General features: G+C 58.8%; 12 protein-coding genes. 9 read left to right on the top strand and 3 right to left on the bottom strand.

Translation table 11 applies throughout. From position 1 onward, the window contains the following. Positions 1-55: 55 nt before the first annotated feature. Positions 56-4,069 carry a tetratricopeptide repeat protein gene (locus tag HY868_08530; protein MBI5302168.1) on the top strand — a complete coding sequence of 1,338 codons (4,014 nt, stop codon included), beginning with the start codon at positions 56-58 and terminating at the stop codon, positions 4,067-4,069. A 33-nt stretch (positions 4,070-4,102) separates the two neighbouring features. On the opposite strand, the gene HY868_08525 is transcribed toward HY868_08530, so the two are convergent. From HY868_08525 to HY868_08515, 3 genes are all read right to left on the bottom strand, one after another. Then, positions 4,103-4,810, bottom strand: coding sequence for a 1-acyl-sn-glycerol-3-phosphate acyltransferase (locus HY868_08525; GenBank protein ID MBI5302167.1), 708 nt, complete (start codon positions 4,808-4,810; stop codon positions 4,103-4,105). 237 nt (positions 4,811-5,047) lie between these two features. After that, positions 5,048-5,347 carry a redoxin domain-containing protein gene (locus tag HY868_08520; protein ID MBI5302166.1) on the bottom strand — a complete coding sequence of 100 codons (300 nt, stop codon included), beginning with the start codon at positions 5,345-5,347 and terminating at the stop codon, positions 5,048-5,050. Between the two features lie 27 nt (positions 5,348-5,374). After that, positions 5,375-5,620: a hypothetical protein gene (locus tag HY868_08515; GenBank protein MBI5302165.1), complete on the bottom strand. Its 246-nt coding sequence runs from the start codon at positions 5,618-5,620 to the stop codon at positions 5,375-5,377. A gap of 134 nt (positions 5,621-5,754) precedes the next feature. Here HY868_08515 and HY868_08510 point away from each other — a divergent pair, with 134 nt between their 5' ends. The 8 genes from HY868_08510 to HY868_08475 all read left to right on the top strand — a co-directional run bounded on the left by HY868_08510 (position 5,755) and on the right by HY868_08475 (position 13,514). Beyond that, positions 5,755-6,453 carry a response regulator transcription factor gene (locus HY868_08510; protein ID MBI5302164.1) on the top strand — a complete coding sequence of 233 codons (699 nt, stop codon included), beginning with the start codon at positions 5,755-5,757 and terminating at the stop codon, positions 6,451-6,453. A 189-nt stretch (positions 6,454-6,642) separates the two neighbouring features. Next, positions 6,643-7,848 carry a HAMP domain-containing histidine kinase gene (locus tag HY868_08505; protein MBI5302163.1) on the top strand — a complete coding sequence of 402 codons (1,206 nt, stop codon included), beginning with the start codon at positions 6,643-6,645 and terminating at the stop codon, positions 7,846-7,848. Positions 7,849-7,864: 16 nt separating this feature from the next. Beyond that, positions 7,865-8,998 carry a molybdopterin-dependent oxidoreductase gene (locus HY868_08500; protein MBI5302162.1) on the top strand — a complete coding sequence of 378 codons (1,134 nt, stop codon included), beginning with the start codon at positions 7,865-7,867 and terminating at the stop codon, positions 8,996-8,998. Between the two features lie 87 nt (positions 8,999-9,085). Then, positions 9,086-9,673 carry a hypothetical protein gene (locus HY868_08495; protein ID MBI5302161.1) on the top strand — a complete coding sequence of 196 codons (588 nt, stop codon included), beginning with the start codon at positions 9,086-9,088 and terminating at the stop codon, positions 9,671-9,673. Between the two features lie 141 nt (positions 9,674-9,814). Continuing rightward, positions 9,815-10,402 (top strand): sigma-70 family RNA polymerase sigma factor, encoded by a 588-nt coding sequence (locus tag HY868_08490; GenBank protein MBI5302160.1) that lies wholly within the window; start codon positions 9,815-9,817, stop codon positions 10,400-10,402. A 54-nt stretch (positions 10,403-10,456) separates the two neighbouring features. Then, a complete protein-coding gene (locus HY868_08485) occupies positions 10,457-11,299 on the top strand; it encodes a hypothetical protein (GenBank protein ID MBI5302159.1) in 843 nt (280 codons plus the stop codon). Between the two features lie 224 nt (positions 11,300-11,523). After that, complete coding sequence (locus HY868_08480) at positions 11,524-12,513, top strand: BtrH N-terminal domain-containing protein (GenBank protein ID MBI5302158.1); 990 nt, start codon at positions 11,524-11,526, stop codon at positions 12,511-12,513. Further along, entirely contained in the window at positions 12,510-13,514 is a 1,005-nt protein-coding gene (locus tag HY868_08475; GenBank protein ID MBI5302157.1) for a carboxypeptidase regulatory-like domain-containing protein, read from the top strand. Before HY868_08480 ends, HY868_08475 begins: the two co-directional genes overlap by 4 nt. Positions 13,515-13,551 lie beyond the last annotated feature (37 nt).

Here is a 13,551-nt window from a genome sequence, read left to right as displayed (position 1 = left end):
GGCGTGGCTAAAGGAGAGGGGGCAAGGGGGTGAGGGATGAGGCGGTAGGTACTCTATGTCCACCCAAACCTTCGGCAAATATCTCGTCACGAAAACGCTGGGACGCGGCGGAATGGCGGAGGTATATCTCGCGCGCGATCCGCTGCTCGAACGCAACGTCGCGATCAAAGTGATTCATCCGCATCTTGCGACCGAATCCGATTTCGGCGAGCGCTTTCGGCGCGAAGCGAAACTCGTCGCGTCGCTCCGTCACGCGCACATCGTGCAGTTGTATGATTTCGATATTCAAAACGACACACCGTACATGGTGATGGAATTTTTGGATTCGGGCAGTCTCAAGATTCGGCTCGGCACGTTGCGCGCGCAAAACACGCTTCGCGTGATGCCGCTCGCCGAATGTGCGCGCATTCTCGACGCGATTGCAAGCGCGCTCGATTTCGCGCACGCGCGCGGCGCGATTCATCGCGATGTGAAACCGGCAAACATTCTTTTCACCGCGAACGACGACCCCGTGCTCGCCGATTTTGGCATCGCGAAAATCGTCGGCGAAGCCGCGCAGTTGAGCGCGAGCGGCGCGGTTGTCGGCTCGCCGGCGTACATGTCGCCGGAGCAAGCCGCAAGCAAACCGGTGGACGCGCGCAGCGATATTTACGCGCTCGGCATCGTCGCGTACGAAATGGTCACCGGGCGCGTGCCGTTCCAGGGCGAATCGCCGACGGCGGTGTTGATGCAACACCTCAACACCGCGCCGCCGCCGCCGCGCCAATTCAACGCGAGTGTGCCCGATGCAGTGCAAGCGGTGATTCTCCAGTCGCTCGCGAAAAATCCGGCGGAACGATTTCCACGCGCGGGCGAGTTCGCGCGCGCGTTCACGGCGGCATTGCGCGGTCAAGCGCCCGAAGCATCCGCCGGGTTATCGTCCGCCGGCACATTCGTCGAAGCGCCCGCCACGTCGAAAGACGCGGGTACGCTCGTCGAAAAACCTGGGACGCCGGAACCGGCGGCGAGTCCGCTTTCGACGATGGATCGGCGCGTCTTGTCCGGCGCGGGCAGAATCGCGCAAATGTTTGCGCCGCTCATCGGGCGCGATGTGCCGGATGTGCGCCAGCCGCAAGACCGGCGTAGTTACCTCGCGACGATCCTGGGCATCATCGGCATTCTCATCGCGAGTCTGCAATTCATCGTCGGTTTTTTCGATTTGATCACGCGCCCGCTGGTGCCGTTGATGTCCGCGTTGCCGTACGTGATTATCGCATTATTCGTCGCGAGCGGCGCGCTTTCGATTTTTCTCGTCGCGCGTCCGCGTGATCGCGTGATTCGTCAACGCGCGGCGATGATGCTCGGCGCGATTATTCTCGCGGGCGGCGCGTGGGGCGCGTGGACGATGTACGATCGGCTCACGCCGTCGGGCACGTTCGTCATCGCGATTGCGGATTTCGACGGCTCGCAAGCGCGGAGCACGATTGATTTCGCGCAACGCATTTATCGGCGCATGAGCGACGAAGCGAAAAACGCCGGCGGCGCGTTCGAAATTCAACGTACGGCGGAGATGTACAAATCGCCGGACGAAGCGCGCGCGCGCGCGGCGGAGCGCAAAGCGTCGCTCGTGATCTGGGGACGGTACGATGACGCGGGTGTGAGCACGGATGTGGTGCAATTGCAAACGGCGACGCTCACGCGCGAATCGTTGAGCGTGCCAGTCGTGTTGCAAGCCGCCGGACTCGGCGGACTCGCGTTGCCGGAGTTGCCGAAGGTGGGGCAAGTCACGCGCGCGGTGCGCGTGCCGGAAACGCTCGTGAGTTTCGATCTGTTCGGCAAAAATGTCCCGCAACAAATTGATTTGATCGCCATGTCCGGGCTGGGTCTCGCGTACTATCTGAACGGCGACAACGACAATGCGATCGCGCTGTTCGACAAGTCGCTCGCGCAAGGCGCGGCAAGCGGCGAAGGTTCGTCCGGGCTGGAGACAATTCGCTTTCATCGCGCGGCGGTGCTGTTCCGGCAAAATCGGATGGCGGACGCGGCGACCGAGTTGGAGCAAACGGTCAAGGCGAAACCGGATTTCTTCGAGGCGCAGTACAATCTCGCGATTGCGTACACCGAAACGTGCAACCCCGCGCGTTACGACCTCGCGCTCGACAAGGCGAACACGGCGGCGCGTCTGCGCCCGAGCAGCGCGGCGGCGCAACGTTTGCTCGCCGATCTGTATAACCAGGTTGGCAAGACCGATCTCGCGCTACGCGCGTTGGAGGGCGCGCTAAAACTTGCGCCGAACGACGCGACGACGTACGAAATGCTCGCCTCCATTCAAGCCGCGCTGGGTCAGGACGCGGCGGCGCAAAGTTCGCGCCAAAAAGCGATCGCGTTGCGCGAACAAGCCAAGCAACAAGCGACCGCGTCGGTCACCGCGTTGCTCGCGTTGGGCGACGCGTACTTGAGCAGCGGCGACGCGGACAAGGCGATGGCGGAATTTCAGCAAGCCGAAAAAATCGCGCCGAACGACGCGCGCGTGTTTCGCGCGCTGGCGAGTGCGTACTATAACAAAAAAGATCTCGCCGCGGCGGAGCGCGAGTACAAACGCTGGGTCGCCGCCGTTCCGAAAGGCGCGAACGCGCGTGTGTTGCTGGGTCTGCTGTACAGCGAGCAAGGCAACGCGCCGGCGGCAATCGAAGAACTGCAACAAGCGGTGCAGCTCGCGCCGTGCTCGACGACGGCGTACCGCACGCTCGGCAGTTTGTACTTTAACCAAAACGATATGCCCAAAGCGATTGCCGCGTACCAACAAGCCGTGAAATTCAACGCGCAGGATGCGGATTTGTTGTACGTGCTCGGCGCGTTGCAGTACGATCAAAAACAGTACGCCGACGCGGAAAAAAATCTCCAAGCCGCGCTCGCCTTGCGACCGAATTTTGCGTCAGCGCGTTTTGCGTTGAGCGCGGTGTATCAGGAACAACAACAATATCAAAAGGCGGTGACGGAACGCGAACAACTCGTCAAACTCGCGCCGAACGAAGCGTACTATCACGCCGCGCTCGGATTTGCATACGAAAAGGTCGCGCGCTGGGATGACGCGATTGCCGCGTACCAAAAATCGCTCGCGCTGCAAGAGGATCCGAACAATCGCGTCTATCTGGGCATGGTCTATAATCGGCTGGGCAAGTACGATGCGGCGGCGGTGGAATTTCAAAAAGCGCTCGCCGCGAATCCGAGCGATGCGCTTGCGAGCGGCGGCATGGCGCAAGCGCGCTTTGGCGTCGCGTCGAACGAGCTGCGGCGCTGCAACCTGAATGCGGCGCTGCAAGCCGCGAACGCGGCGGTGACGCTCGCGCCGGGCGAAGCGTTGTACAAGGATTTGCTCGCGGCGTTGTTCGAAGCGCAGGGGCGCGGGGACAACGCGGCAAAACTGTATGGCGAGTTGCGCGCGTTGCCCGCGAGCAATGCGCTGGCGCATTTGTTCGCCGGCGAATTCTTGTTGCGGAGCGGAAAAGCCGATGATGCCGCGCGCGAATTTCAAGCGTTGTTGGCGACGCCGAACTTGCCGCCGCTCGTGGCGTCGTGGACGCGTTATGATTTGGGCGACGCATTGTACGCGCAAGACAAACTGGCGGACGCGGAACGCGAGTACAAACTCGCGCTGATCGCGTTGCCGGCGAACGCGCTCGCGCAAGCGCGCGTGGGCGACCTCGCGTTGCGCCGCGGCGACGCGGCGAATGCGCTCGCGGAGTACGACCGCGGGATCGCCGCCTTGCCGGCGTGGACGCAACAAGTGGGGATTGAATCGGCGGCGTTCGTCGAGACGGGGTTGCATGTGCGGCGCGCGCTCGCGCTGACGCGCTTGAATCGGCGCGCCGAGGCGACGAGCGCGTTCGACGCCGCGCAAACGGTCGCACAAAAGATCGTCACCAGTTTTCCGCAGTGGTCGCGCGCGCGCTTTAATCTCGCGTTCGTGTTCCTCGCGCGCGGCGACAAAGCCAAAGCCGATCCAGAATTTGCCGCCGCGATCACGTGCGATCAATCGCTCGGCGCGGCGCGCGCGTTGTTGGAAGCGGAGTTGAACAAGTTGAAATGAGAAAACCTTCCAGGTTTTGACCTGGAAGGTTTTTTACAACTTGCGCGCGCCGAGGCGTCCGGAATTGGGCGGCAGTTCGCGCATCCACTTTGGCAACAGCGCCGCGACGTGATCGCGCATGACCCAGGACGCGCGGTCGGTCTGCGCGGGCGTTAGCTCGGTATCGTAGAATTCGTCGAGTTCAAAGACCGGACCGATGCGAAGCGTGATTTGAACCGGGCGCGGAAATTTTGCGCCGACCGGCAATGCGCGTTCGGGTCCCGTCGCGCCGACCGGCAGAATCGGGATGCGGCGCGTAATCGCGATTTTCGCGATGACCGGTTGGAACGCCTGAAGCTGTCCAGTCGGACTACGCGTGCCTTCAGGCGCGACCGCGAGCAAATTGCCGTCGCGCAAAACCGTGAGCATCGCCCGCATCGCGGACATGTCGCTGCGTTCGCGGTCCACCGGAAACATGCCGATGCCGCGCGCAAACCACGCGAGAATCGGATTGACGAACAATTCTTGTTTGGCGACCGCCCAGAGGTGAATGCCGGGGATAAGGTCTTGCCGCGCAATCGTCGTGCCGAGCGCGAGCACCTCGAGCACGCTCACGTGATTGGGGGTGACAAGCAGAGGTCCGTGCTTGGGAAGATGTTCGAGACCTTCGACGCGCAATTGGTGATAGAGCCGGAAATAGAGCCAAAAAAATCCAGTGACAAAAGCGACATAGATTCGATGGCGCAGTGGCACGCGAGACATGCTTCCTCCCAGCGATGGATTCGCGCTCGAGTCACTGGATTATAAAGCGTTGCCGGGAAAGCGTCAACCGCAAAATCTGGCGGGGGTGTCCGTCGAAATTTTGGAACACTCAACCTTGCGAAAGTTTTGACGACGAATCAAATAGGATTGCCGTTCAACCTTCGCAAGGTTTTTTCACCACCCAAAAACTTGACGCACACTCTTCTGGCGGAACCGCGTACCTCCGTCAGTTCTTATTTATGATGGTTCTTTCAACAATTCTTGAATCACGCGCTCCGATTCCGCGTACGCGCCTTCGCCGACATGCGTGAACCGAATCGCTCCGCGCTTGTCGAGGATGTACATCGAGGGCCATGCCCAGACTTTATACGCTTTCCAGATGCTAAAATCGTTATCGAGCGCGACCGCGTACGGAATGTTCAACTCGTTGATCGCGCGTTGCACGTTGGCGACATCCTGCTCGTACCCAAACTCGGGCGAGTGGACGCCGATCACGACGAGACCTTGCGCGTGATATTTGTTGTGCCAATCCCTCAAACTAGGGATTTTGTTGCGACAGTTGATTCAGCCGAACGTCCAAAACTCGACGACGACGACATGACCGCGCAGGTCGTTCGGCGCGAGCGGCGCAGAATTCAGCCAGGTATTGCTCGCAATCTCCGGTGCGAGTGGTCCGCGCGGGGCAGCGGTGGGTGCGATTGGTTTTGCTTTCGCAACATCCTCGGTCGCTGACCTGCGCCAGGCTTGCCACGCGCCCGCGCCGAACAAGAGCGCGACGACGACGAGCGCGAGCAGGATCGCGGTTTTCATATTTTTCGCTCCTGACAGTTGATATAATTGTTCCTAGTTTACGCGCTTGCTCTTTCTGGTCACTTACCAAATTCTTAACAGTTTCTTAAGCGTTTCGTTAGCGCAAAGCAAGAATTCCCGACTAAAATACAACTATGAGTAGCGAACGCATTCTCGTCGTAGACGACGAACCCCAAGTTGTCGAAGTTCTGCGGCTTTACCTCACGCGCGATGGATTTCGCGTGCAGACCGCGCGCGATGGACAAGCCGCGCTCGACGCGTTTTACGCGCAACCACCGGACTTGATCGTGCTCGATTTGATGCTGCCCAAAGTGGATGGTCTCGACGTGTTCAAGCGCATTCGCGCGAAACACGCAACGCCGATCATTATGCTGACCGCGAAAGGCGACGAACTGGATCGCTTGCTCGGACTCGAACTCGGCGCGGACGATTACATCGTCAAGCCGTTCAGCCCGCGCGAAGTCGTCGCGCGCGTCAAGAACGTGTTGCGCCGAGTAACGACTCCGCCGGACAATGGCGCGGGTAAAACGATTGCCTTGGGCGATTTGCGGATTGACCCGACGACGCGCCTCGTCCAAGTGAATGATCGCGCGGTGGACGTGACGAGCAAGGAATTCGATCTACTCTATTTTCTCGCGCAACATCCGGGGCAAGTGTTCACGCGCGCGCAGCTGCTCGACAAGGTGTGGGGGTACGAGTTCTTTGGCGATGCGAGCACCGTGACGGTTCACGTGCGGCGACTGCGCGAAAAAATCGAAGCGGACGCGGCGAACCCGTGTTACCTGGCAACCGTGTGGGGCGTCGGCTACAAGTTTGAGAGCGGTAAGCGGTAAGAATACGCAATACGCAATACTGTGCAGGGTTTTGTCATTGTCATTTCGACGAGCGGTTATTGCGAGGAGAAATCTCTGTTCGCGCAGCAAAAAGATTTCTCGCTTCGCTCGAAATGACAGACAGGTGCGACTTTGACAAAGCCCTGCAATACGGTGTGATGCGTATTGCGTATTGCGTAAAGAGGTTGGATGCTGTTCGTCGTCTTGTGGATTCTCGCGCCGGTCGGCGCGCTGGCGCTCGCGGCGTTTTGGCTCGGCGCGTCGCGCGACGATTTGATTTTTCTCGCGCAAATTTTTCTCGTTTCCGAAACGGTGTCGCTCGCGCTCGGCTGGGCGGCGTACCGCGTTGGCTTGCGCCTGGGTATCGCGAGTGTGCAATTAAAGATCGCGCTGACATTCGCGCTGGGTCTTGGCGTGACGCTCCTCAACATCTTGTTCGCTTCGATGCCGATGTTTCTCTCCGCGCACGACAGTGGGTTGTTGATCGTGCTCCTTTTTTTCGCGACGTTTGTCGCGCTGGGATTCGGTCAATTGATGGCGCGCTCGATCACCGGCAGTCTCGCGCAGCTCGCGGACAGCGCCGAGAACATCGCGGCGGGCGATTGGACGACGCGCGCGCGCGTGCAATCGCGCGATGAAGTCGAGCAGGTTGCGGACGCGTTCAATCGCATGGCGCAACAACTCGGCGCGATGCAGGCGCGCGAAAAGGAACTCGAACTCGCGCGGCGCGCGCTCGTCGCCGCGGTATCGCACGATTTACGCACGCCGCTCACCTCGCTCCGCGCGATGATCGAGGCGATCAACGACGGCGTGGTGACGGAACCGGAAACGGTCAAGCATTATTTGATGCTCGCGCAAAACGAGATTCAGAGTTTGTCGCGTTTGGTGGACGATCTGTTCGAGTTGACGCAACTCGACGCGGGCGCGCTGAATTGGACCACGGAACCTGGTTCGTTGCGCGATTTAATTTCGGACACGTTGGAGACGATGCAAGCGCAAGCCGCGCTCAAGCAAGTCACGCTGTCAGGTCAAGTGGATGCGTCGGTTGATCCCGTACCGATCAACGCGCTCAAGATGCAACGCGTGTTGTCGAATCTGTTGCAGAACGCGATTCGACATACGCCGGCGGGTGGCGCGGTTTCGGTGTGTGCGCGCGTGCGCGACCAGTGTGTCCAGGTCGAAATCGCGGACACCGGCGAAGGCATCGCGCCGAACGACCTCCCGCACATTTTCGAGCCGTTCTATCGCGGCGAAAAATCGCGCGCGCGCGATGGAAGCGGCGCGGGGCTGGGTCTCGCGATCGCGCGCGGCATTGTCGAGACGCACGGCGGAACGATTCGCGCGGAAAGCGAAGCGGGCAAAGGCAGTCGTTTTGTGTTTACGCTACCCAAATGAAATGTGAGCAAATCCGATGAATAAAAAATTGACGCGCCGCGATTTTGTGCGGCTGTTGGTATTGAGCGCCGGCGGCGCGGCGCTTGCCGCATGCCAACGCGCGACCGAGCCAATCGCGACGGCGACGCGTGCGCCGGAACCTATCGCACTGCCGACGCGCGCCGCGCCCACGCCGGAAATCGCGCGTGCAACCGCGACGCCAGTCGCATCGCCAGTTATGCCCACAGTTGTTTCGCCGCCGAGCGTGACTCCTGCCACGCGCTCAGTCCCGATTACGCCGATCAAGGAATTCTACACCGTGTCGTACGGACAAGATCCGTTCCAAGTTCCGAAAGATTGGGAACTCGCGATTACCGGTCTGGTGGATAAACCACTCGCGCTTTCGCTCGACGACATCAAGGCGATGCCGGCAGTGACCGAGATGCGAACGCTTGAGTGTATCTCGAACTCGGTGGGCGGTGAATTGATTTCGAACGGCGTGTGGAAAGGCGTGCGCTTGAAAGATGTGCTCGCGCGAGCCGGCGTCAAGCCGAGCGCGCAGTACATCAAACTCGAAGCGTACGACGGTTTGGACACCGGCATTCCGCTCGACCTGGGAATGCACGCGAACGCGTTACTCGTCTACGAAATGAACGGCGAACCTTTGCCGATTGCGCACGGCGCGCCGTTGCGTTGTTTGTTTCCGGGACGGTATGGAATGAAGCAACCCAAATGGATTCAAACGATCACCCTCGTGGACAGTTTGTATCGCGGGTATTGGGAAAAGCAAGGTTGGTCGAACGACGCGTTCATTCTGCCCAACTCGCGGATTGACGATCCGCAAGACAACGCGATTGTCACGACGCCGACGATCACACTTTCGGGCATTGCGTTCAGCGGCGAGGAGGGTATCGCGAAAATTGAGATCGTGTGGAATGATCGGAGTGATTGGCAGGAAACCAGGTTGACGCGTGGACCGTCGCCGTACGTGTGGACGATTTGGGAGTGGACGGGTCCTGCACCCAAACCGGGCAAACACCAGTTGTCTGTGCGCGTGACGACCAATTCCGGCAAGGCGCAAACGCGCTCGGAACAAGCAAGCATGTTCGGCGAAGCATTTCCGAACGGCACGGACAAGACGCACTCGATTGTGATCGAGTTTCGCGGATAGAAAATTCCGGGGGAGCAGGGGCGCAGAGGAGCAATAAGAATTTCTCCCCTGCTCCTCTGCGCCCCTGCTCCTCTGCATTTGATCTGTATGCAATCTACTCGTTGGAGATTTCTCGCGCTCGGTGTGGTTGCTGGTATTGCCGCGCTCGCCGTCTCGGTGGGCTGGGTATCGTATCAAGAACAGGACAATCGTTTCTGCGCGTCGTGCCATACGCAACCTGAAGTCGAGTACGTCACGCGTTATGCGCGCGCCGAGCAACGACCGGCAGACGACCTCGCCGCGTTTCACCATCGCAAAGACCAAGTGCGGTGCATTGATTGTCACGTCGGCGAAGGATTCGATGGACGCGCGGTCGTCGTCGCGTTTGCCGGGTGGAACGCGCTCAAGCATTACACCGGCAGCGCACAACAACCGGCGAAAATTATCGTGCCGCTCCAAAACGAGGCGTGCATCAAGTGTCACCTCGACGCGCTCAAGCGACCTGGGTTCGAGAATCACATGCACAACAAGTACTATGACCCCCAGGAATCGCCGCCGTTTCTCCGGTGTACCGATTGTCACCTCGCGCATCGCCCGGGCGACGAACGCACGCGCTTTCAATTTCGCGATGCGATCTATCCCCAGTGCGAAGAATGCCACGTCAAGATGGCGCGGGGTCCGCGCGGGCTAAAGTGAGAATTTGCGATTCTTGATGTACGATTTATCGGTCACTTGCTGAAATCTGTGTAATCCCCTGCAACTTTTTCTCGCCTCCTGCATTAGTATAGTATGGTGATTGTTACGACGCGTTATGTTTCACAAAGCAACAATGGATTTATGGATCTTGAAACAGAAAAACGCTTGATTGAAGATGCCAAAAGCAACCCGCTTGCGTTTGGTGAACTTTACGATATCTATTACCCCCCAATCTCCAATTATCTTCTTCACCGCTTGCCCCGCGCCGAAGTCGCGCAAGACATCGCCTCCGAAGTCTTCTTCAAAGCGATGACCAAGCTGCGCACGTTTTCCTGGCGCAACCTCTCTTTTTCTTCGTGGCTCTACAAGATCGCGAACAACGAAATCAAGATGTATTACCGAAGAAAGGAACGGAGTTTCTTTTCTCTGGATTTTCTTTTTGACCAGCAAAATTTCGAATTGCCTGACTCGTCGGATATCGAACAGGACTGGATCGCGGCGGAAGAAGAACTAGCGCGGAACGAAAAGTTCAAACAAGCTCAAAAGCATCTTCTCGCGCTTCCACTGATCTATCAAGAAGTTCTTGCTCTGCGTTTCTTTGAAGGGAAGAGTCTGGCGGAAATTAGCGAGATCACCGGTAAGAATCTGAACACGGTCAAGTCTCTGCTTTCCCGCGGGACCGAACAAGTGCGAATACGAATGACCCGGCGAAATGGGAGTGAACCATAGTTCTTGGACGCGCAACCTTTTTAGCCAGTCCGCATTATCCAAGTAGGGGACCCTATGAAACCGAAAACGACTAACGGCGTTTTGGAAGCAATCGAGATTCAACCGGTTGATATGCAACATCATCGTGCGGAGTTGCGACGCGCCTTGCTCGCTTCACCGTATTGGCAGAAACCAAACCCAGGTTTATTCTCGAAAGGAAAAGAAACAATGCTTAGGAGAACATTTATCGCGGCGGGAGCCGCTTTGAGTATCGCGGTGATCGCGCTCGTGTTCGGAATGATTTTTATGCCGACCAGTACGAACACCGCCTACGCGGCAGAAATCGCGCAAAAAAGTTACCAAGCTGTGAACGCATTACCACCGGAACAACAGGGCGAAGTTGGAAGAAAACTACAGGTCAGCGATCCAAAGGAGTTGCTGGAAAAAGCGAAAAACGCCAAGGACCTCAAGGCGCTCACGTATGACCAATTCGCGAGTCAGCATCCGGTACCACCGGATGAAATCGCCAACTTGCGCCGTCTAACTTTCCTGCAATTCACCGATGCGGATGGGAGTCAATTCGTGCTCGGCATTGACCCGAGTACCAATTTACCGTCATTCGTTGTGGTGGGATGGGGAAACCCAGGATCATCGAAACCCGACAAGCCGATGCATCGCAGCGTCAATTCTGATTCGTCGAAGGATGACGGCAGTAAGCGTCTCAGTTTCCAATCGCTGGAAAATGGTGTTCAAGTGGAGGGTACGATTGCCGCTGATGGCAAAGCAACCTTCAGCGTCAACGGCAAAAAATATGCCGCACCCCCAGATACTCAATTCTCGCTGGAGGAGCCACCGTCGGTAAAGATCGTGGGGAACGACGTGTACGTCAATGGTATAAAACTAGCCCCAGAGAATTAGTCGAGTCCGACGGGTAACGGTCAAACCAGGAGTTCAAAAAGCCGCCTTGTATAAAGGCGGCTTTTTGGTTCATCAAATCCCTTTCGCGATGCGATCTATCCCCAGTGCGAAGAATGCCACGTCAAGATGGCGCGCGGACCGCGCGGACTCAAATGAGGATTTGCGATTTTTGGTTTTTGATTTATGATTGGGCTGTCAACGAAATCAAAAATCGAAAATCGCCAATGAAACTCATCTCCAATTTTACCCACGCTCCCGGTGTTCACTGCGGCTCGACCGCGCTCGGCGATCTCGCGCGTTACCAGGGACTCGCGTTGAGCGAGGCGATGTGTTTTGGTCTAGGCAGCGGCTTGGGGTTTGCGTATTTCCCCAACACGCGCAGCTCGCCCTCGCGCCTATTTCACGGACGCACCCTCACACTCGAACAGGATTTTTGCGCGCACCTGGGCTTGGATTACGAAACCGGCGCGGAGAAAGTTCCGGCGATGCTGTGGCAGATCGCCCGCGCGTGGGTGGACGCCGATACGCCCGTGTTGCTCGCGGTCGAGTTGAATCAGTTGCCGTACTATCAAACGCGCACTTCGTTTCCGGGACATCGAGTTGTGCTCGCCGGGTATGACGATGCGCGCGCTACCGCGTTTCTTGCCGACACGCATTTCCCCGGCTTGCAACCCATCGCGTACGACGCGCTGCTTGCCGCACTCGACATACGCGCCGGGACGTTTCCCGCGCGCGACACCTGGCTGGCGATCCGCCCGGTGCGTCCGCGTGTGCCGCTCGTGGATGCCACGCGCGCGGCGTTGCGCGATAACGCGCGCGCGATGAATCTCGACCGCGCGCCGCACCTCGCGATCATGGGCATGGAAACATTGGCGGAGGATTTCGAAAATTGGGCGGACGCGCCGGACTGGGAGTGGTGCGCGCGGTTCGGTTATCAGATCATCGAAAAGCGTGGGACGGGCGGCGGCGCATTTCGCAAACTTTACGCCGCGTATCTGCGTGAGGCGGAAGCGCGCGACGACGCGTTGCGCGCCGCGCGCCTCGCCGAGACGATGGCTGAACTCGCGGACGAGTGGACGGCGTTCGCCGCAGTGCTCAAACGTGTGTCGGAAGAAAAGGAGCGCGCGTTGTTTGCCGATGCCAGCCGCGCGATCCGGCGACTCGCGCTGCGCGAGGAACATTTCTGGGGACGCGTGATGGATTTGACCGCGTGAGCGAAGAAAAAAGATTCCCGGCTCAAGTGCTTGCCGGCAGTATCGCGACGATCCTTTTCCTCGCGCTCGCGTTCTCCGCGCGCGCGCAATCGCCAACCGCGCACATCACCGGCGTCGTCCTCGACGCGCAGACCGGTGCGCCGGTTGCGAACGCGCGCGTGAATGCCGCCGGCGCGGAAACCTTCACCGACTCGCGCGGCGCGTTTACGTTGGCGAATCTTGCCATCGCAGCACCGTACGAGTTGGCGACGATTCGCGTGACTGCGCCGGGCTATGGTGGGTGGACGATGCGCGACGCCTTACTTTATCCTGGTGTGACGCGCACACTAACAATTCATCTCGGTTTGGAAGATGAAACGATTGTCGCCGGCTTGCCGCGCGCGCTGACCAGTGATCAGCCGTTCGATTGGCGTGGGAATTCGCCGCGCGTGCCGCGCTATTATTCCAACGACATTCTGCCGTTAACCATCAAAGTTGGCATCACCGATTATGCTCATTGCGGTGATTGGGTCAGCGCGGGCATGCCCGTGAAACGCGTGGATGTGATAGATTTCAAAACGTACGTGAAGAATGTTTTGCCGAACGAGTGGTACGCGGCGTGGGGAAACGATGCGCCGAATTCGCTCCGCGCGGGCGCGCTGGCGATCAAATCGTTCGCGTGGTGGCGCGTCAACCTGGGCGGCGTGCGCCCGCTCGGCGCGGAAGTCGTGGACAATACGTGCGACCAACGGTACATCCCCAACACGAACGATCCGCGCACCGATGCCGCCGTGGACGAAACCTGGGATTACTTGATGCGGCGCAACGCCCAGGTCATCGAGATTCATTATCTCGCCACCGTCGCGCAGTGCCAGACGTCGCCGTACCAACCGTGCATGCCGCAGTGGGGCACGTACTACGACGCGTTAGATGGAATGGACTGGCGCGCCATCGCGCATCGTTACTATGACCCAGTCGCCATTTCACCAGAGTGGTCTTTTTTCCCGATCATTCAAAAATAAAAAACCGCTCGCATCAAGAGCGGACCTGTGGCAATTG

Source organism: Chloroflexota bacterium, assembly GCA_016219275.1.
In the GTDB taxonomy this organism is placed as follows: Bacteria; Chloroflexota; Anaerolineae; order UBA4142; family UBA4142; genus JACRBM01.
The sequence above is the reverse complement of the archived record's forward strand: the minus strand, read 5'-3'. Positions and strand labels throughout refer to the sequence as shown.